Origin of the sequence: Methanosarcina sp., assembly GCF_035390745.1 — an archaeon.
In the GTDB taxonomy this organism is placed as follows: Archaea; Halobacteriota; Methanosarcinia; order Methanosarcinales; family Methanosarcinaceae; genus Methanosarcina.
Window position 1 is genome coordinate 1 of record NZ_DAOOUJ010000018.1, and the last position, 20,707, is coordinate 20,707.

Genomic DNA, 20,707 nt, shown 5'->3' on the forward strand with positions numbered 1-20,707 from the left:
ATTGTCTAATGTAAGTAAGCAAATATTTATCAAAAGATATAATATTTTTGGTTGAGAAATAAACAGACTAAATTAGGTACACATTCGGTTTCTCTGAATATTTCCTTGATTCTTCAGGTCATATCTTATTTAGAAATTGAGGTGAGATTTTAAGTATTTAGCTGAGGACTACCACACTTTTGGGATAAGCCTGTAAGTTCTCTTTGTATATTCTCCGTACCCTTTCACTTCCCTGATTAAGACCTCTTCCTCCAGCTTCAACCTGTACAGAAACAGGAAAATCAGCACTGCCGAGATGGAGAGAGAATAGTACGCATTGAGTATAAGGGGAATACCGACAGCCTGTAAGAGATTTCCCGCATAAGCCGGATGCCTTATGAATCTGTAAGGTCCGCTTTCTATAAGCTCATGGTTGTCTTTGATCTCGATATGGACAGAGAAGTATTTGCCAAGAGTCCATATGCCCCATGCCCTGAGGACCGTTCCGGGTACTGCCAGTACTGCTCCTGCGGCTGTAACTGCAGAGGAATACCGTGGAAAAAGGCTGTATTCGACAACCGGCACTATTAAAAGAAGCCACCAGAAGAATAAAAGCAGATAGCGAGTCCATTTGCCTGACTGTATCCCTGAAATATCTGATCCTCTGTATGCGTATTTTTCTGTCTGCAGATAGAATATGAGAATTCCTGCATAAACATAAACAGGAAGATGATTGAAAGAGTTCCAGTTCCCTTCCAGATTTATCCAGGCTGCAGCTGCCAGTAAAAGCATAAATATGCTTATGATCCAGCTTGCAGGATCTTCATTTTTATTTTTGAGCTTAACCATTTAGTATTTTAATGGAAGTAATTGTTTTTCTACATTTCCACCCCTCAGTAAACTCATAAGGGGACGCAAAAACATACCGCGCTTAAAAAAATTTAGACACATAATAAAAAGTCGTGAAAAAACCGTCAAAAATATCATTGTTGACATCCTCATCTGGCAGTATGAAAGAAGCCCTTCTTCTTATTGATATCCAGAACGACTATTTTCCAGGCGGCAGCATGGAACTTTCAGGCATGGAAGATGCAGCAAAAAAAGCAGCCTGTCTCCTTAAAGCATTCCGTACATCAGGCAAGCCGGTTTTCTTTATCAAGCACCTATCTACCAGACCCGGAGCTGCCTTTTTCATACCCGGAACCTCTGGAGCAGATATCCACGCCAGTATCCATCCCCTTCCTGAAGAAACAGTAATTGAAAAGAATTTCCCGAACAGCTTTTTTAAGACCGAACTTCTTCCGTGTCTGAAAGAAGAAAATGTGACAAATCTGGTGATTTGCGGGGCAATGAGCCACATGTGTATAGACACAACCGTCAGAGCTGCAAAAGAACTCGGTTTTACATCCATACTGATTGCCGATGCCTGTGCCACCCGCGACCTTAAATTTGAAAATGAGAAGGTGCCTGCACATACAGTTCATGCGGCTTTCATGGCTGCCCTGGACGGTATGTTTGCAAATGTTATGACTGCAGAAAAATACCTTTCACAAACTTAATTTTTCGGACCTTTTTTAATTTTTCAATTTTTTGAGTATTTTTTTCAAAAATATTTTCGGGATAAAACATAGTAATAAAAATGTAAAAGAAATGTAAATAACCAGTGTATTCCTGCAGAAAGAATGCCGGCATTATAAATTTTCAGTTACTGGCTTTCCGAACTTACAACAGGATATCCCGCACCTGTCCAGGCGGTAATCCCTCCCTGCATATCGTAGACCTGCGAGTATCCGGCGTTTACAAGGATTTGGCTTGCTGAAGCGCTTCTGCTACCTGATCTGCAATAAACCAGTATTTTTTTGTCTTCAGGGATTTCGTTTATCCGGGCTTCCAGCAACTGATCAGGACTCAAATTTGACCCGCCGGAATTCTTAACAGGAATCAGGGTCGCACCTTCGATATGTGAAGAATTAAACTCGGAAGGCGTACGGACGTCAAGCACAAATACGTCTTCTTTTCCGACCATTTTCTTTGCTTCTTCAATAGTCACATTCTGAATCCCTGCAGGACTGTCTCCACTCCGCGAAGCAAAGATCATTACTGCAATCAAAAGCACCAAAAAAGAGGCAAAGTATACTAAATTTTGTTTATTCAACAAAAGCTCCTCCATATATTGATAAAAGGTAAAGATATGAGAAACGATAAGAGAACCATTTATAGGCGAGGATCTCATAAACTGTTTCTAAATAATAACAGGCTTACCTGAATATAAAACAATTCCAGAGTGTTCGGAAGATTTTATCGCACAAAAAGAATATAAAGAACTCGCTTCCAATTTCAGAGTAATAAATGTGCAGACTAAAAAACTCCTGAGGATGCAGCAAGTGGATAAACTGAGCCTGGACGAAAAAGTAGATTCCCTTATAGGGAGCGGAATCAGAATCCTGAATAAAGCGTATGCGCTTGAAAAAAAACCTGTAGATATAGGGCACGGTGTTCTCCTGTACCCATCCGAATTCCACCTGATTGAAACTGCTGGTAAAAACCCGGCGGAAAACCTGACTTCCATAGCTTCCCGTCTCGGAGTGACAAAAGGGGCAATCTCCCAGATGGTCAAAAAGCTTGAGAAAAAAGGAGTCATAAAAAAGGTCCGCGTTCCAGGGAATAAAAAAGATATCCTGCTCGAACTAACAGATTTCGGGAAGGAAGCCTTTGAGTGGCATAAATCCCTCCACGAATCAATGGAGACCGGAATAAGGAAAGAACTTGAGAAAATGAGCGATGCTGAAATAGAGACAGTTCTCAGGGTCTACGGGCATCTTGAAGGGATGCTTGACCTGTGCATGGAGAGGTACAGATAAAAAAAGTATGCATCAAATCCCGAAATAATCAGATGCAGAATTTCAAACCCCAGCCTGAAAGATAATTTTTGTTTAGCAGCTAAATTAAAATAGTAAATCTGCAGATAGATAGTATAGCTACTATACAATATTAGACAAAAACAGGTGAGTAAAGTGGAATATGAATTCACTCCAATATCTCCCGAAGATAGGGAAGCTGTAATTGATACTTTCAACTATTATATTGAGAACAGTTTCGCCGCTTATCCTGAAACCAGAGTTCCTTACGAGTTCTTCAACTTCTTTCTTCAGGCTATTTCAGGGTATCCGAATGCTGTTGTAAGAGATAAAAATAAAAACTTCGTGGGCTTTTGCATGCTCCGCCCCCATTCGCCAGTGCCCACTTTTTCAGGAACAGCTGAGATTTCGTATTTTATCAGGCCCGAGTACACGGGAAAAGGAATTGGCTCCCTGATGCTCGAATATCTCATTTCTGGCGCCGGGGAAAAGGGGCTGCACTGCGTCCTGGCAAGCATTTCTTCCCTCAATGAAGGAAGCATTCGTTTCCACAGCCAGCACGGGTTCTCAGAGTGTGGGAGATTCAGGGAAGCAGGGAAAAAGAAAGGAAAATTCTTCGATACGGTATGGATGCAAAAACTGCTGTAAAAGCAGTAAGAATGGATTTTAGAAAATCTGCAGAATGGTGAGAGACCGGAATTTAAAAATTTATTTTTTTCGTTCCTGATACCTGTAAGTGAATAAACAGGCAAAATAGAAATGGTCAAATTACAAAATACAAAACAGTGTATTCATAAATAATGGATTTTTATAAAAAGTGTATTTTCCTGACAGGAGTCGAAAAAAAGATATATGGATAAAATATATTTCCGCCCATGGTGGAATTTTCAGTTATAGTAGGCTCAACAGGGGTACTCCTGTTACTGCTGGCTTTTCTTCTGAATCTCTTCAAAATCCTGATGCAGGACACAAAGACCTATGCAATGCTAAATGTAGTCGGTGCAGGGCTTTCATGCTATGCTTCCATACTTATTGACTACATGCCTTTCGTGATTCTTGAAGGAACATGGGCGCTCGTAGCTTTTATAGGTCTGGTCAGGCTGTTTAAAGTCCAGGAGCAAGCCTGAAATAAGAACAAAAAAGATCTAATAAATTAGATAGCAGGGGCAGTTATCCCTGCCATCCAACTGTAGTTTAGTTTAGTTTGTCTCTCCTATACAGAAAACCCCCAAGAAGGAGTACTACAAGCAGCCCGATAATGAAGTAAATCATTCCGGAACTATGTTTGCTTAAGTTATCTTCCTGGGATACACCAGTGTCTTCTGCCTGCTCAGACTCCATTTCAATATCTAATTCAATATTTTCGTTTTGATCGGAACTTTCAGTATCAGGCAACATCTCAATCACAGTCTTTTCAGCCGTAATTGCAAAAGGCGAGAATCCAGGAGTTTCCGATACAAAATACAGATATCTGTTATCTTCTCTGAGCAGAGTGGTCGGGAGTTCATTCCATTTTTTGTCACTGTACCTGTTCAGGAGAATCGAAGACCAATTAATATCTTTATCTTCTAGCCAGGATTTTTTTACCCTGAAGCATACAGTTGCATTTTCTATATTCTTTTCATTTGCATATCCTCCGTTTCCAACCCAGATATTCAGGTAACTGTAAACCTCTCCCTGGGGTGCATCCGGGGTAAGAGTGGACTGATTTTTCAGCATTTCAACAATGGCTGTTGTTTTTCCAGCGGTCTTCCTGGGGTCAAAGCTTAAATAAACAACAGCAGTGACATTCTTCGGGAAATTAAACTTTACATGGTTTCCGCTTGTAATGAAAACCTGGGAAAGCTCCTTAACTTCAACATTCTTTGCAGGTTCAGGAGATCCGCCTCCACCGCCTCCTCCACTGCTTCCGCCGCTGCTTCCTCCAATGCTCTTCCTATCTACAATTATTGCAGCAGTTTTTTCATTCTTGCCTTTTGCATTGATGGCAGTCAGTTTAGCGGTGTAAGTTCCTGGAGAAACATACTCGTAAATAAAGCTTGAATCGTTTGAATCTTCGATTCCATCACCATTAACATCCCAGCTTCTGGATGTTGCATTTTGCGAACGGTCAGTAAATGTCACTGAAAGCGGGGCATAACCGCCTGTTACACTGGTACTGAAATCAGCTACAGGAAGAACAAGTTCAGGTTTAACTAAAACAGTTATCGCAGCTAACTTTGAATTTGTACCGTTTTCATTACCTGCTGTCAGGTTAACTGTATAAGTTCCTGCAGAAGAGTAAGTATGCATCGGATTCTGTTCAGTTGAATTAGAACCATCGCCAAAGTCCCAGTTCCACCTAGTTGCATTTTTAGAACTGTCATTAAACTGAACGGACAGAGGAGCATAACCTTCAGAAACATTACTGCTGAAATCCGCTACAGGAAGAACGAGTTCAGGTTTAACTAAAACAGTTATTGTACCGAAGGTTGAATCTGTACCATTTGAATTTATTGCTGTCAGATTAACGGTATAAGTTCCTGCAGAAGAGTAAGTATGCATTGGATTTCTGTCTGTAGAGTCAATTTTTCCGTCGTTTTCAAAGTCCCAGTTCCATCTGGTTGCATTTTTCGAACTGTCGTTAAACTGAACGTCCAGAGGAGCATAACCACTGCTAACGTTACTGCTGAAGTTTGCGGTAGGAAGAACGGGTTGAGGTTTGACTAAAACATATATTGTAGCTAACTTGTAATCTGTACCATTTACATTTCTTACTGTCAGGTTAACCGTATAAGTTCCAGATTTATAGAAAGTATGCAATGGATTCTTCTTAGTTGAACTGGAACCATCGTTAAAGTCCCAATTCCATGAGGTTGCGTTTTTCGAACTGTCGGTAAACTGAACCGAGAGAGGTGCATAACCACTGCTTACATTGCTACTGAAGTTTGCAACAGGAAGTACTGGTTCAGGTGTGGATAAAGCAGTTATTGTACCAAAAGTCGAATTGGTACCGTTTCCATTCCTTACTGTCAGGTTAACTGTATAAGTTCCTGCAGAAGAGTAAGTGTGAGTAGTGTTCCGGTCAGTTGAATCCACAGTTCCGTCGTTTTCAAAGTCCCAGTACCATTCATCTGCATTTTCCGAACTGTCGGTAAACTCAACATCAAGAGGTGCATAACCACTGCTTACATTGCTGTTGAATTTTGCAACAGGAAGTACTGGTTCAGGTGTGGATAAAGCAGTTATTGTACCAAAAGTCGAATTGGTACCGTTTCCATTCCTTACTGTCAGGTTAACTGTATAAGTTCCTGCAGAAGAGTAAGTGTGAGTAGTGTTCCGGTCAGTTGAATCCACAGAACCGTCGTTTTCAAAGTCCCAGAACCATTCATCTGCATTTTCCGAACTGTCGGTAAACTCAACATCAAGAGGAGCATAACCACTGCTTACATTGCTGTTGAATTTTGCAACAGGAAGAACGGGTTCAGGTGTGGACGTCAATACAAGAGGCAGGTAGTCTGTAAAATTAGTCCCTTCATACTTTGTATCAGCAATTCCATCCAGATCTGAATCTTTAGCATTTTCCGAAAAACCTGATCCATCTGGTTTTGCCCAGAAATTACCCGCAATATAGGGACCGCCTATAATATTTTTACCTTCGGTTTTCGTAGTATTCCATGTATTATTGTAATTCTGGATATCTGTATTAAAGGTGTTATTTAGATAGTTATTAAAAACAGTGTTGTTGTCGCTGCCTTTACACATGTATAAGCCTGAAACGTTATTCAAAGAAACAATATTCCCGAAGACTATATTTCCATCTGAGGAATCCAGACTGATACCGTGAATGGTTTCGTTAGCTGTGTTTCCTGAAATTGTGTTATTGTTTGAAAGCGATATCCACATCCCGTGCTCAGTATTATTCGAAACATCGTTGCCTGATATTATATTCATGCTTGAGTTTATCAGGTAAAAACCAAAACGGTTGTACTGCGCCGTGTTATTAATTAAAGAGTTGTTGCTGCTAAAGGATGTCAGGTAAAAACCATTCTCTGTGTTTGAGTTTACATGGTTACTGGTCAGGTTATTATTGCAGCATTTATTCTCAAGAACAATACCATGTCTGTTTGAATCTGCCCTGTTATCAGTAATAGTGCAGTTACTGCATGTAGATAGACGGATCCCTGTCACACCAGTATATCTATCTGCTGTAACTTTAAACCCGCTGATTGTTGTGTTGTTTGCTCTCACCCAAAATAGATATTGATTGTCACTATTCGCCTGAATTATTGTATCTTCAGGATTTCCGGACTCTGACCTGATTGTGAGATTCTCTGTATTAATCTCAATAATGCCTGAATAGGTCCCCGGTTTTACGATGATTATATCACCTGAGTCTGCCCTGTTCACAGCGTCCTGTATCGAATTCCCCTGCTCGACAGTTATCTCAGCCGCTGCTCCGATTCCAGAACATAAGGTGAATATGGTTAAAGCGATTAGCATAGTGGTTATTAATCTCTTCATTTAAATCCTCCAACATAAAAATAAAATTCAGGGCTTACTGGGTTAACCACGAAACACCAAGAAATCAGTTAAAAAGGCCTGGAAATGGGTACACAAATGTAAGTTTTTCACAAACTCATATCTGCCTGATCATAGCGCCAAAGTAGCCATAGAAATAACGCCCTGACATTTAAAAGTAATTTAGACAATGACGATTAAACAATATAAGTATTTCGACACAGTTATTTTAAAAGACACCATAAATTTTCAAAGGATAGAAATCAATACCGAAACTCACGCAAAAACCCATATTGTATCCCCAGGCAACTGATATGGAAAAACAAACCGTGAAAACGATGTAAAGAAATTAGATGAAAAACAGGTTTTTGGAAACAAATCGTTAAACAGGCTTTAAGTGGGCTTCAAAAGCAAAGGACAAAATACGTTCTCAGGTTCAATCCGAAAGGCATAACTTTAATTAAAAATATGGCAAATGGAAAGTGGTTTTACTGACGTAACTTTACTGGCAATTACAGGAGTTATTATAATGGAAGATCTAATACGTTTTTTTAAAAAAGATAAGTTCGCTGTACATTCAGGAATAGAACTGCTGGAAGCTGCCCCGGGATATGCAAAAGCCAGGATGAAGATAGAAGAAAATCACCTCAATGCATTAAAAGCAGTGCAGGGAGGCGCGATATTTACCCTTGCAGACCTTGCTTTTGCCGCAGCCTCAAACGCATACGGAATTGCTGCAGTCGGGATCAATTCAAACATCTCTTTTGTAAAAGCTGCAACAAAAGGAACCCTCACAGCCGAAGCAAAGGAAACTTCAATAAACCCCAAAATTGCTACATACACCGTGAATATCACCGATGATGAAGGAGACCTTGTAGCAATATTTATGGGAATGGTTTACAGGAAAAAATTTACAATTGATTTTTCGGATGTTTAAATCCATAAATCTCAGGATTCTGCTGGAAATAAGTACCGTGGGAAATTTCTTACTTTCAGCCCGAATCTGACACTCTTCAAATACAGACCCCCTCAAAATCCAGAACAGAGCTTTTTTCCTGCAACGCCCTCACCAGACAAATGGCACAAGGCGGTACCTTACCTTTTTTGTATATTCCTTATATCCTGAAAGTTCCTCGTAGAGCATCCTGTCTTCAAAGTATGTGCGAAAAACAAAGGCAAAAGCAAGCAATACTGCAGGGATCAGCCCATAAAGAGAACCGATAATAAACGGAGCACAACCGTAAAACAGAATCATTCCAGCATAACCCGGATGCCGGATAATCGCATACGGTCCCGTTGAAACAACCCTGTGATCCCTTTCCATCTGGACCCTGGCTGCGGTTTCAAAAAACCTGTTTTCAACCATTGCCCACACTACAAACACCCAGCCTACAAAGAACATCATCACGCCGACTGCTAAAAATCCCATTCCGGTGCTGGAAAGATGTAATCTCCCTGCATCGAGCCCGCAAACAATAAAAATCAGGAAAAGAAATACGAAATAAAGCACTGCAAACAGTTTATCCCACCACTTCATTTCTCCCCATTTCATTTCGCTCCGTGATCTTATGATCTCAGGATTGAACCTGAGTAAAATAACCATATTGAAGAGCAGCGAGATTACATAAAGGCCAAAGAAAAACCATGCCCTGGGCAGGTCAACCCTGCCGGCTGAAAGAAAAAACACTACCATAAACAATAATAAACCCACGAGAACCTGTAATGCTCGCCTGAAAAATACCTTCCAGAATACTGCATTATTTTCTACCATACCTACCCAAGAAAGGATTATTTTTAAGCCATTAAAAGATTTCACTTGATGAACTTTCCTGCATTTAATAAGAAGGGCGTATCCCAACAAATCAGCAGGGAGAAAAGTAACACGAATTTAAAGTAAATGTATACTCAGGAAAGAATTATAGTTTTGAGAACTCGAACTCACGTAAGGATGCCATAATAACATGAGAAAAGTTAGGGAATTCAGGTCCAGACATGGGCACGTAGCCTGTAACTCTTTTTTGTCATGACACTTCGTTTTAAAAACTGAGTTAAAGAATTTATATAAAAGTTCTATTTTTTTAATTCAGACAACAGGTTTACATATGTGAATTGGCATGGTGTTGGGGCGTAGGTATTCACTTATTAAAAGTTCCACCGGAACTTTCCTAAATAAACGGAGGCATCAAAAATAAGCAAATTAACTACTTTATTAGCAGTTCTTCTTATTTTGACAATGATATCTGGGATCGGAGCCGCGTCTGAGATTTCAGTCCAGCCAGGAAATTCAATTCAAAGCGCTGTGAACAATTCAACCTCAGGCGATGTAATTACCGTAAGCCCCGGGACCTATACCGAAAATATCAAAATAACCAGGGATAATATCACAATCAGGTCAGAATCAGGAAACCCTGATGATACAATAATTCAAGCCGGAAATCCAGATGCTAACGTGCTCCTCCTGAAAGCAAATAATATAACAATTAGCGGGCTTAAGATTCTTGGAGCTACAGACCCCGCCCACTCAGGAATATATCTGTCTTCATGCAGGAACTGTACTATTGATAACAACAAATTTTTGAATAACGGGCTTGGAATCTATACCCTGTATTCCAGAGAAAACATAGTTTCAAACAATACAGTTACGAATAATGAAGAGTATGGGATTGCTATTCAAAGTTCTGAAAACAATACCCTCTCAGGAAATACGGCTTCTGACAATACCAGAGGAATCCATTTTGGCAACTCTGATGGCAACACATTCTCAGGCAACATTGTTCAAAACAATAGCGTATACGGTTTTTATATCTGCCCTCGAAGCGACAGGAACCTTATTTACAACAACTACTTCAACAACACCAATATGACCATTAAAAACGGAGAAGGAAACTCCTATAGCACTACGAAAACCGCAGGCACTAACATTTTAGGCGGATCGTATATAGCAGGTAACTTCTGGGGAAGACCCGACGGCACTGGATTTTCCCAAACCGCAGTGGATAAAGACGGGGATGGCATTGCTGACTCCGCATATCAGATAGCAGGCAGCAACTATTCGGATTACCTGCCTCTTGTAAACTCTTCGGAATCATCCCTGCAGCAGTAAGTCAGGCATTGATCTACTCTTGCTGGTAGATAGAAAATGAACCACAGTAGAAATCTGGCTGAAGAAAAGGAATCTCCAGAAGGATTTCTACTAAAGCTTTTTTATTTTTATATGATAAGTGATAATAATAAAGATAAAAATACAGCAATTTAATACAAAATAGGAGTTAAAAAAGAGTTAATTTAATTATTTTTCGATGCGACTGCCGGGATTCGAACCCGGGTTCTAAGCTTGGGAAGCTCAGGTCATAGCCACTAAACCACAGTCGCAAACTGCTTTAAGTAACTGCTGTGTATTCTTCTCATGCATCTGTTAGATATTAAAGTTTTCGGTAAGAGGAATAAGATGCAGGAGAACACTGATTTACATCTTGAAGGAAGAAAATATCTTTTTTGGAAACTTGAGGGCGCAAAGCGATAAGACAGGGAAGCGAACAGTTATTGTAGAAAATTTCAAACTGCTTTTAGGAGAAGGGAATTGGCGCGGTTTAAAGAGTTTGCAGAGCTTTTGAGGAGCTTGAAAAGATCACGTCGCAGAAAGCAAAGTTACTTTCTCAGATACCGATTGAGATAGTGGAAAAACTAATAAAGGAATAAAAGTTCAAATTGATATAAAATCGATTAAACTAAAATCAGGCAAAAGGTTAAGATAATGGTTTCAAAGGACCTACCTTTCACAAAAGAAGATATCCTGAAAATAATGGAAAAATACCCCACTCCGTTTCATATTTACGATGAGAAAGCCATTCGGGAAAATGCCAGAAGAATGAAATCCGCCTTTAAAGATGTCCCGGGCTTTAAGGAGTTTTTTGCAGTAAAAGCTCTCCCCAACCCCTTTATCCTTAAAATCCTGAAAGAAGAAGGTTTTGGGGCAGACTGCAGTTCCCTGCCGGAACTGATCCTTGCGGAAAAAGCAGGGATGACCGGTGATGACATTATGTTCAGTTCCAATGATACGCCAGCTGAAGAGTTTGTAAAAGCAAAGGAGCTTGGCGGCTTTATCAACCTTGACGACATCAGCCACATTCCCTACCTGGAAAAGTACGCAGGGCTCCCTGAGATTGTTTGCTTCAGGTACAACCCTGGACCCCTGAAAGAAGGAAATGCGATTATAGGAAAACCGGAAGAGGCAAAATATGGCTTTACACGGGAGCAGATGTTTGAAGGGTACAGAATCCTCAGGGACAAAGGCGTAAAGCGTTTTGGAATGCACACAATGGTTGCCTCTAACGAGCTTAATCCCGATTACTTCGTCGAAACCGCAAGGATTCTCTTCGAACTCATAGTTGAGATCTCAAAGGAACTGGGAATCCATTTCGAGTTCGTGAACCTCGGAGGAGGAATAGGTATCCCCTACAGGCCGGAACAGGAGCCTGTCTCCCTTGAAGCTGTGGCTAAAGGTGTAAAAGAAGCCTATGATGCCACGATTACAGCTAACGGGCTTGCTCCTCTCAAAGTATATCTCGAGTGCGGCAGAGTTATCACAGGTCCCTACGGATATCTAATCTCACAGGTCAGGCACTTGAAAAGCACATACAAAGACTATGTGGGCCTGGACTCCTGCATGGCAAACCTGATGCGGCCCGGGATGTATGGAGCCTACCACCACATTACCGTGCTCGGGAAAGAAAAGAAGGCGCCAACCCACAAATATGATGTAACCGGCTCGCTCTGTGAAAACAATGATAAGTTTGCAATCGACAGAATGCTTCCTGAAATAGAAATAGGAGACATTCTGGCAATTCACGATACGGGTGCGCACGGGCATGCGATGGGTTTCAATTATAATGGGAAACTCCGCTCTGCAGAACTCCTGCTTAGAGAAGACAGAAGTGTAGTACAGATCCGCAGGGCAGAAACCATTGAAGATTACTTTGCAACCCTCGATTTCGAGCAGTTGAAAAGTTTCAGGTAAACGATTTTTCAGAAGAATTAGAGTTAAAAAGTAACGGGCGGAAAAAATCCGGGTTTTCTAAATCCGCCTTTTCCTTTTGAAGGTTGAATTATTCTTAATTTTTTGCGCTTTATTGGATTTATTATTCAAATTGTTATTTAACAAATATCCAAAATCTAATCTTTACTTAATTTCTGATCTTTACTTGATTTTTTATTCAGGGCTTTCTTGTCGATTCCCTGTCAAAAAAGATATTTTTCCCTTTGATGCTGAGCGGAATTCCCATTGCAACGTCTGCATCGATCATTTCAAAATAGCAGGCAGCCGCTCCGGCAGAATACATGACCCTGTTGTCAATACAGAGATCCTTTGCTTTTGCAGTAGCAGAGCCGACAGCAATTCCGAGGTCGACGTATTTGATCATGCACTGGGGACCGAAGAATTCTTTCTGAACCTTCTCCTTTTCAAGCATCTTTTTGCAGGTATCAAAACCGCAGGCTCCGCAGTCAAGACCAGCTGCTCCGGAGGCTTTGAGACCGATAAGGACAATTGCATCCGCGTCCCTTACGTTCTTTGCATCCCTGATGAGAAACTTAAGGTCCTTAATCTCACTGAGTTCTTCCATCCTGCCGGCAAGTTCGGTTTTTTCTTCAGGAGAAAGTAGACAGGTTATGATATCGTCAATACCTTTGCCCTTCGGAGCTGTACGGGCTGCAGTAAGGATAATTTTTGCAAGCGTTTCAATAGATTCGAGTTCGGGGTTCAGTTTCATGAGAAGAAATTGGGAATAATCTTATTTGATCTTATTTATGCCGCGGAGCTGAGAAATATGCTGTAATTTTAGCTTTACTCACAAACCTATATGGAGACTTATGCCAATATATTAATGATCAGATATGACTCCCGAAGAAGCTGCAAAAAGGAAAGAAGAATGGGTCTCAAGGATGAAACGCGAAGGCAGGATGAAAGAAGATATGACCGAAGACCACAAAGCCTGTCTGAATGCCCTCCAGAACCCCACCAGAAGAAAAATCCTTAAAGCCCTTGACGGGCGCAGGATGACCTTTGAAGAAATTAAAGCTGAGTTCAAGCTCACTGATTCCCAGGCAAACTATAATCTGAGTACTCTGGAAAGTACTCTCTGTATCGAAAAAGAGAACCACGAGGGGGTTCAGTATTACATCCTGACCCCGAGAGGAGAAGGGTATGTGGAAAACGTGGAGCTGAAGAAGTAAGAGTAATAGTGCTCTGCCTTTATTACTCTGCCTTTATATTTATTCCAGAAGCCATTTCCAGATGGGTTTAACTATAATTTTTTTACCCCGAATAGTCTCTTCGAACTCTTCGGTTTCTGTAAGGATCAGCCCTTTTTCGAGCCCATAAGCTTCCAGGGCTTCAAGAAGCACGCCGTATTCACGCTCCCTGTTGCCGGTCAAAGCCATAGTTACCTGTATAGCTTCCACAGGCTTTTCGTTTTCAGTAACAATGAAATCACATTCCTTACGAGCTCTGTGGTAGTAAAGCTCCATATTCCTCCTTTTAAGTTCAAGGAAAACAAGGTTTTCCAGCATTCTCCCCCGGTCCCGGGAAAACTTGAAGGATATGAGGTTTATGAAGGCTGAATCAATTGCATAAACCTTTTTAGGGGCATAAATCTGTTTTTTGAGGGAAAAGTCATATTTCGGGATAGTGAATACCATATAGGAGTTTTCCAGATAACCTATGTAATTCTTGACTGTATTTGCACTTCCCAGACCCAGCATTTTCTGCAGTTTGCTGTAATTGATCTCGCTTGAGTAATTTGAAAAAAGGTAAAGAGCAAGCTCCCTCAGGGCTTTTTCATCGCCGAGCCCATAACGGACCAGAATGTCTTTGTAAAGGATATTTTCATAAAGGGTCTTCAGGAGTTCGGCGTTCTCAAAACGCAGGTACTCTGGGATACCCCCTTTTTCCAGATATTCATTGAAAGCACCCTTGATAAGACCCCGCTCTTCAGTTAAAGGTTCTTTTGGAGAAGGTATGCCTTTGAATTTAAGGAACTCCAGGAAAGAAAAGGGATAAAGCTCCAGCCCCACATAACGCCCGGTTAATCTGGTTCCGAGTTCCCGGCTAAGAAAAGAGGAATTGGAACCTGTAATGATGAACTTGAACCCTCTTTCATACATCCTCCGGACGAAGAGCTCCCAGCCTTCAACGTTCTGGATTTCATCAAAGAAAAAAACCTGGCTTTTTCCGAACAGCTCAATAAACGTCTCATACAGGAGATTAAAGTCCCCTGCTTCAAAACCAATCAGGCGTTCATCCTCGAAATTCAGGTAGTAAACCAGCTCTTCCCCGTAGAAATTTTTATGGATCTGCTTCAGGAGAGTACTCTTTCCAGAACGCCTCAAACCAGAAATCACAAGCACGTGAGGGAGTTTCAAGAATTCAGAAACTTTTTTAAGGGCTTCCCTTTCAATAAGCCCTTCAGGTCCTTCTGCCTCAAAAACTGCCTTTTGCTCGCGTATGATTTCTTTCAATACCTGTAGATCCATAATATCCTCAATTAAAATGAAGATCTATCCTTATAAAGTCTCATTTAGAATGAGACTTTTGGTATATATAAGCTCATCCTGAATGAAATAACTTTCCATCATCTCTGAGAGAACAGAAACTGGAAGGAAAAGCTTGGCGAAAACAACAGGAAGCAGATAAAGAATGAAAAGTAAAGTAACCTGAAGTCAAGAAATGGAATAGCCCGGAACTTAATAGCCCGGAACTTAAAACTTCAACTGAAAAAGAGACAAAAGGAAAAAATAGACCCGGACATCAAAAAAGAGAATTTTGGAAGGCTTAAACGCCTTCGTACTTTTTCAGAATGTCCTCAAAGGAATCCGCAACAATACCGAGCTTTTCCTTTCCGAGCCCGAAGGTGCTGAGCTTGAAATATTTGGTAAGCCCGGACTTGATGCCGTGAATATTGCGCTCTTTGAGCTCCTTGTAAAGGAAGTACCTTCCGTTCTTAACTTTTTCCGAGATTTCGTAGAATCCCGGAGCTTCGAAGAACATAAGGTCGTGAGAATGGGGTTTCTGCCCGCGCTGGATAAAGCCCAGGCCTTCAAGCTTTGAAGAGAACCAGCGGGCATTTTCAACCTCCTGGTCCCAGTTACGTGTTCGCTTTACAACTTCGGGGAAAGAAGCCATAAGGGTCATAACCGTCGCTCCACGAGCAGTGCACCCGAGAAGTTCGACTTCTTTTACCTTGTTGTGTGTGGATTTCCTGAAGACAACCGGAGCATATTCCTTGCTTACACCCAGTACTCCGACAGGGCCTGAAGCTGCCATGGACTTATGACCGCTGCCCACGATAAAGTCAGCCCCGATCTCTTTTGCAGAAACCGGCATTCTTCCCACGCAGTATGCACCGTTCAGAAGAAGGGGTACATCATACTCGTGGCAGACGGATGCAATCTTTTTAGCGTCAGGAATGTTTCCGTAGCTTCCGTCAGGATAAGTAACAAGTGCCAGAGCTGGAGGTTTTCCGCTTTCCCTGATGACTTCTTCGATTGCCCTGCCATACCCTTCCGGGTCAAGGTAATATTCAGGGCTGCCCGCATGCGGCACCACTTTGATATTCAATCCTGCTCTCTCGGCTGCAACGTAAGAAGAATAGTGAGCAAGCCCGTCAAGTACGATCCAGTCTCCGGGCTTTCCAATGGAATGCATAACAGCAAACTTTGATTCTCTTGCCCCGTTTGTAACCCTTGCTTCATCACAGCCCAGAAACTCAGGAAGGGCCTGGTGTACGAAATCATGGATCGGAGGCTTTTTGATCAGATCGAGAACTCCGCCACAGAAGTCACAGACAGAGTAGCCGTCTCCCCATTCGACAAGTGCCTGTTTGGCAGCCTCGGTCAAAAGCCCTCCTGTCTGAAGAGGGTCGATATTTATGCTGCCAAGGGTCTCTCTCTTTATGAAACAAAACTTCTGTAAGGATGAGTCATCAAGTTTCATTTTCTTTATACCTCATAAGAACTGTAAATTCCTGATTTAAAGTGTGAATTTTACCTTATTATAAAAATTATTTACCGATAGGTTCGATATTTTTTTACGTAAACTAAAACTGCTTAAGGCTCTGAACAACCACTGATATGCCGAGAACTCATAAAAAAGTATTCCAGAACAATTGAAACAATCATAAAAGAATCAGAGTAAGGCAGAAGATCAGCGCTTTCTCTTTATTCTCTAAAGCCGCCGATGAAAAGAGAAAATGAGCAAAACGCCTTAAAAAGACGTCCTGCGCTTCCCAGCTTCAGGCGTTTGCTGCCCTGCTGAAGACATCGATGAATTCGTCGCATTGAGAAACAATGATTGCTGCCGTTTCCTTTAAAACCTGAATCGGATCCGCACCATTGGTCTTGATATAAAGGACAGGTTCACTGATGCTCACATATTTCATATCGTAAAAAGCTGTTTCAACCCTTTCATCTTTAATCAGGAGGTCCTTAAGAAGATTAAGAAGGGTATGGGTTTCGCCTCTGAGCTCGACTTCAAGCTCATTATTTGTTTTATTAAGAATGTTCAGTTCCACTGGTGACCACCTGTAAATGGTGAATAATATAACCGGTTATGAATAGCTGCCTTGAAGTGCATGGTACGCCATAAGTAAAGTGGGGAAGAGAAATTACCTGATTCCTTTCCCATACTCAGTTGAGATCTTACGGGTTTCAGTCATATTGCAGACCGGACATTTAAGCTTTTTCCCTTCCAGCTCAAGATCTCCTCTGCATTTTGAGCAGTAAGCTTTTACAACTCCAAGAGAATCTTCAGCTGTAGTAAGTCGCATTCTCTCAACATCAACAACCCTGGCTCTTACGATATCAGAAGACCTGAACTCATCTCCAAGCCACTTAACGTAGGAATCCCTTACACTTGAGACATGAATATCTCCGGGTCTTACATTGACGATTTCCCTGTTTTCTTTTCCTTCAATTCCTGCAATTTCCACCATTGCCCCGGATTCACGTACATCGGTGATCCTGCCGTATACAATATCTCCTGCTTTCAGGACATTTGGAGTAACAGTGTTTGGCTTTACCGAGACTATTCTGGCTTTTCTGTCAATGAGTACATTACCCGTAGCAGTAGAATAGATATCTCCTGCAATTACTGCAGTTCCATCTCCTGGTTTGAACTCCTCTGTAGTACCGACAAGCTCCCCAGGAAGAACAAAGCCTCCTTTTTCAAGGTCTTCTTCGGCTGTTACGGCTTCTGCAGGCGGTCTGAAACCCGGGGCTTCCCTCCGATCTCTGGGGCCGCCGCCTTTCTTGGGATAGGAGAATTTTCTCTTTTTGTCAGAGTCTCCTCTGAACTGGTCTTTTGACTGGCCTCTGGGTTGTCCTCGGGACTGATCTCTTGACTGGTCTCTGGGTTGAGATTTAAACTGAGACCTGTGCTGGCCTTTAGGCTGGTCTCTTGACTGGCCTTTAAACTGAGACCTGGGCTGATCCCTCTGCTGACTCTTAAATTGGTCCCTGCTTTCTTCACTCACTGGAACCGGTTTTTCAATTCCAGGCTTTGCATCACCAGGACCCGTTAATTTTTTCCTAGTAGTCTTATTTTTTCGAATTCTAATCATGATCCCTCATTCGAATTATCGCTATTAGTGATATAGGTAATCGTTGTAACAATTTTTCTAACCATCATGGAAATTCTGGCGGAAAATCTTCTGCAATATGGATTTATTCTCTATCTTATGATCTTTTCCTTGTTCAATAGCTTATTAATTCCGCCTTTAAGAATGGAGAATGAAGACATAAGCTGTAAAACATGATGCCTGAAATGGCTCCAGAACCAGGTTTTATTCGTGAACAGCAATTCTGTAAATCTCTACCTCAATCACTTCTCTTTCTTTTTGATGAAAATCGAAAGTCCTCTTTAGAGGGAACTTCGCAACGTACGAGTGAGTAATGACCGCAGGCTTAATGAACTTTTGGATAAAAGCAAGGCTTCCGCGGTTGTGGATGGAATATATCACTTCACTTGTTCTTAATGCTGACGAAAGAAAGGGCCTGTCCCTGCCTTTGACTCTTGCCCCGAAAGGAGGGTTCATGATTGTGGTTTTTACCCTTTCCGAGACTTCCGAGATGTCGGAACAGATGAATTCAACCTCAACCCCAAGCTTTTCAGCATTTTTTCTTGCGACCTCAAGAGCTTTTGGGTCAGTATCATATCCTACAACTCTCTTTGCTCCCAGAAGTTTTGCCCCTATTGCAAGAATGCCTGTACCGCAGCCCAGGTCCTGGACTGAGTCATCAAGATCTCCCTGCATGTAAGCGAAATGGAGTATTTCCGCAGCAAGAAGAGAAGGCGTCTGGTACTGTTCCAGTTCAAGTTCGGGACTGGAAAAACCTTCAATCTCTTCAAGCAGCATTTCAAGTTTTCTCTGTTTCATATCCTTTGATTTTTCTTAATTATCTGATTACATCAACCATATATATCTGATAAAAGATTGTGCAGTCATATTCAGGTAATGATTATAGAATGCCGGATAGAAGGTTATACTGGTTCTTCGGTAATCTCATCCAGCACAAGCTTTTCCCATTCACGCTCTCCAAGCACAATCTCAAATTCCTGAGGCGTCAGCATAGGGGCAGGAAAACGCCCCACTTCATCAACAGCAAGCCTGGGACATGCGGTATTTACGAAAGCGTCCACCTTGAACTGAAGCAGCTGATCCGGAGTAACCAGATCGATAAGGATCAGATGTGCTTCTTTTCCATGCTTTTTTGCGAGTTTTTTCAAGGAAGAAGCAAGTTCCATCCTCTTCTGCCCGTTTTTGCTTGAGACAATGATCCCGAAAGTCTGTGCATCCAGAGATTTTGCAATCACAGCACTCCTCTGGCGCAGGATCCTCGAAGGGTCAACCTCACGGACTTCTCCAGAAAAAGGATCGGCTGCATGGACGCGTTTCTTTGTGGAAAGAGAGACACCAAGGGGATGAAAATCCCCGCTTCCGATGTAAAGATATTCGTCACAGTCTTCATCGCGGGCTGCCGAAAAATTGCATCCTAGAACCTGTCCAGCGTAAGCTATTCGGGAGTCACCATGCCCGATAACGCAGGTTTTTCCCTTGCTCTCGAGCACACTGCATACATCAGGGAGTTTGTGGACGTGCTGTACAGTGGTAATCAGCCCTATTTTCTGCCCTTTAAGCTCAGAGACAGCCTTTTCAACTACAGGACGGACATCAACTGAGGAGCGTGTTTCGATGAAATATACTTTATCTGAAAGTTTTATATCTTCCAGTTCCGCATGCCCGAAATGGAAAAGAATATCAACGTGGTCAAGGAGAGTCCTGTCCAGGTCGCAGGCTCCGAAACACGGATCCCCTGAGATAATGATTTCAGCCCCTGTAGCTTCTTCGACCTTTTTTGCAAGCTCTGGACCTTTGCGCTTTAACCCTTCAGGAAACTGAAAACCTACAAGCCTTGCTTTCGTATCCTTTATAACGCTGATTATGTAGTCAGGCCTCAAATCGAATGCTTCACTGATTCCTAAAGACATCCTTGATCGCCACACCTTTCTCGCTCACATCAATTGTAACGAGAATCTTTGGGTCAACTCCGAGCTCCTTCAGCTTCAGGTAACCATCTCCACGCCCTATAACGGAAATTACATCCATAATCACGACGCCCATTTTTTGCAACGCATTCACAAGGGCAAGGAGCGTGCCCCCTGTACTGATTACGTCGTCTACAATAATTACTCTGTCCCCTTTTTTGAGCCCGTTTATGTAGAGGGCACCCTTAGAATACCCTGTGCTCTGCGAGAGTTCAACTTCCCCTTCAAGGAAGTAAGGCCGCTTCCGTACAATGGTAAGAGGTATTCCTGTTTTCAGGGAAAGAGCATTTGCTACCGGAATGCCCATAGCCTCAATCGTAAGAATGGTATCAATTTTTTTAATATCGGTAATCTGCAGAATATATTCAGCGATCTCCTCAACCAGGTGGGGATCGATAGAAGGCACGCCATCAGAAATGGGATGGATGAAATAGTTATACTCCCCTCGCTTGATCACAGGGGACCTGATCAGTGAATCTTTCAGTCTTTCAAGCATGGTTTTAACCTTTTTCTGGCTGTCTTGATATTCCGGGAAGTAAAAACCTGAAATTAAGCCTGCTCCCTCAAGTATATTGTTTCCCGAAGCTGTTTATGGAGATAAGCAAACAAGCTGACGGGAAAGATAGGTCGATTTCAGGAAAACATCAAAGTACTTGATATAGCTTTGGTTTTCCGGTTCCAGTCCGTTTGTGTTCAGGATGCAGGAAATTTATAATAAATAGTTATCTCAGTGTTAATAAGTTTAAGGATACTCATATAAAAGATGTGAGAA

Annotated in this window: 20 protein-coding genes and 1 tRNA gene; 8 read left to right on the forward strand and 13 right to left on the reverse strand. The window is 41.8% G+C overall.

The window, feature by feature from the left end:
- Nucleotides 1–168 precede the first annotated feature (168 nt).
- Entirely contained in the window at nucleotides 169–828 is a 660-nt protein-coding gene (locus tag PLL47_RS06365; protein WP_324445361.1) for a methyltransferase family protein, read from the reverse strand.
- 140 nt (nucleotides 829–968) lie between these two features.
- On the opposite strand from PLL47_RS06365, the gene PLL47_RS06370 reads away from it, so the two are divergent.
- Nucleotides 969–1,538 carry a cysteine hydrolase family protein gene (locus PLL47_RS06370; protein ID WP_324445362.1) on the forward strand — a complete coding sequence of 190 codons (570 nt, stop codon included), beginning with the start codon at nucleotides 969–971 and terminating at the stop codon, nucleotides 1,536–1,538.
- Nucleotides 1,539–1,684: 146 nt separating this feature from the next.
- On the opposite strand, the gene PLL47_RS06375 is transcribed toward PLL47_RS06370, so the two are convergent.
- Nucleotides 1,685–2,134, reverse strand: coding sequence for a rhodanese-like domain-containing protein (locus PLL47_RS06375; RefSeq protein WP_324445363.1), 450 nt, complete (start codon nucleotides 2,132–2,134; stop codon nucleotides 1,685–1,687).
- Between the two features lie 196 nt (nucleotides 2,135–2,330).
- Here PLL47_RS06375 and PLL47_RS06380 point away from each other — a divergent pair, with 196 nt between their 5' ends.
- The 3 genes from PLL47_RS06380 to PLL47_RS06390 all read left to right on the forward strand — a co-directional run bounded on the left by PLL47_RS06380 (nucleotide 2,331) and on the right by PLL47_RS06390 (nucleotide 3,964).
- Nucleotides 2,331–2,840 carry a MarR family transcriptional regulator gene (locus tag PLL47_RS06380; protein ID WP_324445364.1) on the forward strand — a complete coding sequence of 170 codons (510 nt, stop codon included), beginning with the start codon at nucleotides 2,331–2,333 and terminating at the stop codon, nucleotides 2,838–2,840.
- A gap of 153 nt (nucleotides 2,841–2,993) precedes the next feature.
- Complete coding sequence (locus tag PLL47_RS06385) at nucleotides 2,994–3,485, forward strand: GNAT family N-acetyltransferase (protein ID WP_324445365.1); 492 nt, start codon at nucleotides 2,994–2,996, stop codon at nucleotides 3,483–3,485.
- A 227-nt stretch (nucleotides 3,486–3,712) separates the two neighbouring features.
- Nucleotides 3,713–3,964, forward strand: coding sequence for a CBU_0592 family membrane protein (locus PLL47_RS06390; RefSeq protein ID WP_324445366.1), 252 nt, complete (start codon nucleotides 3,713–3,715; stop codon nucleotides 3,962–3,964).
- Between the two features lie 67 nt (nucleotides 3,965–4,031).
- On the opposite strand, the gene PLL47_RS06395 is transcribed toward PLL47_RS06390, so the two are convergent.
- Complete coding sequence (locus tag PLL47_RS06395) at nucleotides 4,032–7,340, reverse strand: PKD domain-containing protein (RefSeq protein ID WP_324445367.1); 3,309 nt, start codon at nucleotides 7,338–7,340, stop codon at nucleotides 4,032–4,034.
- Between the two features lie 526 nt (nucleotides 7,341–7,866).
- On the opposite strand from PLL47_RS06395, the gene PLL47_RS06400 reads away from it, so the two are divergent.
- Entirely contained in the window at nucleotides 7,867–8,274 is a 408-nt protein-coding gene (locus PLL47_RS06400) for a PaaI family thioesterase (RefSeq protein ID WP_324445368.1), read from the forward strand.
- Between the two features lie 129 nt (nucleotides 8,275–8,403).
- On the opposite strand, the gene PLL47_RS06405 is transcribed toward PLL47_RS06400, so the two are convergent.
- Nucleotides 8,404–9,108 carry a methyltransferase family protein gene (locus tag PLL47_RS06405; RefSeq protein ID WP_324445369.1) on the reverse strand — a complete coding sequence of 235 codons (705 nt, stop codon included), beginning with the start codon at nucleotides 9,106–9,108 and terminating at the stop codon, nucleotides 8,404–8,406.
- A 462-nt stretch (nucleotides 9,109–9,570) separates the two neighbouring features.
- On the opposite strand from PLL47_RS06405, the gene PLL47_RS06410 reads away from it, so the two are divergent.
- Nucleotides 9,571–10,440 carry a right-handed parallel beta-helix repeat-containing protein gene (locus tag PLL47_RS06410; protein ID WP_324445396.1) on the forward strand — a complete coding sequence of 290 codons (870 nt, stop codon included), beginning with the start codon at nucleotides 9,571–9,573 and terminating at the stop codon, nucleotides 10,438–10,440.
- A 197-nt stretch (nucleotides 10,441–10,637) separates the two neighbouring features.
- Here the strand turns inward: PLL47_RS06410 and PLL47_RS06415 are convergent.
- Nucleotides 10,638–10,709 (reverse strand) — tRNA-Gly (locus PLL47_RS06415).
- 382 nt (nucleotides 10,710–11,091) lie between these two features.
- On the opposite strand from PLL47_RS06415, the gene lysA reads away from it, so the two are divergent.
- Nucleotides 11,092–12,354 carry a diaminopimelate decarboxylase gene (gene lysA, locus PLL47_RS06420; RefSeq protein WP_324445370.1) on the forward strand — a complete coding sequence of 421 codons (1,263 nt, stop codon included), beginning with the start codon at nucleotides 11,092–11,094 and terminating at the stop codon, nucleotides 12,352–12,354.
- A 196-nt stretch (nucleotides 12,355–12,550) separates the two neighbouring features.
- On the opposite strand, the gene PLL47_RS06425 is transcribed toward lysA, so the two are convergent.
- Nucleotides 12,551–13,105, reverse strand: a complete 555-nt coding sequence (locus PLL47_RS06425) for a ferredoxin domain-containing protein (protein ID WP_324445371.1) — start codon at nucleotides 13,103–13,105, stop codon at nucleotides 12,551–12,553.
- Between the two features lie 124 nt (nucleotides 13,106–13,229).
- Here PLL47_RS06425 and PLL47_RS06430 point away from each other — a divergent pair, with 124 nt between their 5' ends.
- A complete protein-coding gene (locus tag PLL47_RS06430) occupies nucleotides 13,230–13,568 on the forward strand; it encodes a winged helix-turn-helix domain-containing protein (protein WP_324445372.1) in 339 nt (112 codons plus the stop codon).
- A 39-nt stretch (nucleotides 13,569–13,607) separates the two neighbouring features.
- Here PLL47_RS06430 and PLL47_RS06435 read toward each other — a convergent pair whose 3' ends face one another.
- From PLL47_RS06435 to hpt, 7 genes are all read right to left on the reverse strand, one after another.
- A complete protein-coding gene (locus PLL47_RS06435) occupies nucleotides 13,608–14,867 on the reverse strand; it encodes an ATP-binding protein (protein ID WP_324445373.1) in 1,260 nt (419 codons plus the stop codon).
- A 298-nt stretch (nucleotides 14,868–15,165) separates the two neighbouring features.
- Complete coding sequence (gene pscS / locus PLL47_RS06440; protein WP_324445374.1) at nucleotides 15,166–16,326, reverse strand: O-phospho-L-seryl-tRNA:Cys-tRNA synthase; 1,161 nt, start codon at nucleotides 16,324–16,326, stop codon at nucleotides 15,166–15,168.
- 298 nt (nucleotides 16,327–16,624) lie between these two features.
- Nucleotides 16,625–16,903 (reverse strand): DNA-directed RNA polymerase subunit L, encoded by a 279-nt coding sequence (locus PLL47_RS06445; RefSeq protein ID WP_324445375.1) that lies wholly within the window; start codon nucleotides 16,901–16,903, stop codon nucleotides 16,625–16,627.
- Between the two features lie 93 nt (nucleotides 16,904–16,996).
- The gene (locus PLL47_RS06450; protein WP_324445376.1) at nucleotides 16,997–17,863 is read right to left on the reverse strand and encodes an exosome complex RNA-binding protein Csl4; all 867 of its coding nucleotides are present in this window, start codon (nucleotides 17,861–17,863) and stop codon (nucleotides 16,997–16,999) included.
- 309 nt (nucleotides 17,864–18,172) lie between these two features.
- Complete coding sequence (locus tag PLL47_RS06455; RefSeq protein ID WP_324445377.1) at nucleotides 18,173–18,766, reverse strand: METTL5 family protein; 594 nt, start codon at nucleotides 18,764–18,766, stop codon at nucleotides 18,173–18,175.
- A 104-nt stretch (nucleotides 18,767–18,870) separates the two neighbouring features.
- Nucleotides 18,871–19,878: a diphthamide biosynthesis enzyme Dph2 gene (gene dph2 / locus PLL47_RS06460; RefSeq protein ID WP_324445378.1), complete on the reverse strand. Its 1,008-nt coding sequence runs from the start codon at nucleotides 19,876–19,878 to the stop codon at nucleotides 18,871–18,873.
- The gene (gene hpt, locus PLL47_RS06465; RefSeq protein ID WP_324445379.1) at nucleotides 19,859–20,431 is read right to left on the reverse strand and encodes a hypoxanthine/guanine phosphoribosyltransferase; all 573 of its coding nucleotides are present in this window, start codon (nucleotides 20,429–20,431) and stop codon (nucleotides 19,859–19,861) included. The genes dph2 and hpt overlap by 20 nt, the downstream gene beginning before the upstream one ends.
- Between the last annotated feature and the right edge of the window lie 276 nt (nucleotides 20,432–20,707).

Excerpts from the sequence above, each read along its gene's own strand:
- PLL47_RS06365 (WP_324445361.1), bottom strand. The coding sequence starts at position 828 with ATGGTTAAGCTCAAAAATAAAAATGAAGATCCTGCAAGCTGGATCATA.
- PLL47_RS06390 (WP_324445366.1), top strand. The coding sequence starts at position 3,713 with ATGGTGGAATTTTCAGTTATAGTAGGCTCAACAGGGGTACTCCTGTTA.
- PLL47_RS06395 (WP_324445367.1), bottom strand. The coding sequence starts at position 7,340 with ATGAAGAGATTAATAACCACTATGCTAATCGCTTTAACCATATTCACC.
- PLL47_RS06400 (WP_324445368.1), top strand. The coding sequence starts at position 7,867 with ATGGAAGATCTAATACGTTTTTTTAAAAAAGATAAGTTCGCTGTACAT.
- PLL47_RS06405 (WP_324445369.1), bottom strand. The coding sequence starts at position 9,108 with ATGGTAGAAAATAATGCAGTATTCTGGAAGGTATTTTTCAGGCGAGCA.
- PLL47_RS06410 (WP_324445396.1), top strand. The coding sequence starts at position 9,571 with ATGATATCTGGGATCGGAGCCGCGTCTGAGATTTCAGTCCAGCCAGGA.
- lysA (WP_324445370.1), top strand. The coding sequence starts at position 11,092 with ATGGTTTCAAAGGACCTACCTTTCACAAAAGAAGATATCCTGAAAATA.
- PLL47_RS06425 (WP_324445371.1), bottom strand. The coding sequence starts at position 13,105 with ATGAAACTGAACCCCGAACTCGAATCTATTGAAACGCTTGCAAAAATT.
- PLL47_RS06430 (WP_324445372.1), top strand. The coding sequence starts at position 13,230 with ATGACTCCCGAAGAAGCTGCAAAAAGGAAAGAAGAATGGGTCTCAAGG.
- PLL47_RS06435 (WP_324445373.1), bottom strand. The coding sequence starts at position 14,867 with ATGGATCTACAGGTATTGAAAGAAATCATACGCGAGCAAAAGGCAGTT.
- pscS (WP_324445374.1), bottom strand. The coding sequence starts at position 16,326 with ATGAAACTTGATGACTCATCCTTACAGAAGTTTTGTTTCATAAAGAGA.
- PLL47_RS06455 (WP_324445377.1), bottom strand. The coding sequence starts at position 18,766 with ATGAAACAGAGAAAACTTGAAATGCTGCTTGAAGAGATTGAAGGTTTT.
- dph2 (WP_324445378.1), bottom strand. The coding sequence starts at position 19,878 with ATGTCTTTAGGAATCAGTGAAGCATTCGATTTGAGGCCTGACTACATA.
- hpt (WP_324445379.1), bottom strand. The coding sequence starts at position 20,431 with ATGCTTGAAAGACTGAAAGATTCACTGATCAGGTCCCCTGTGATCAAG.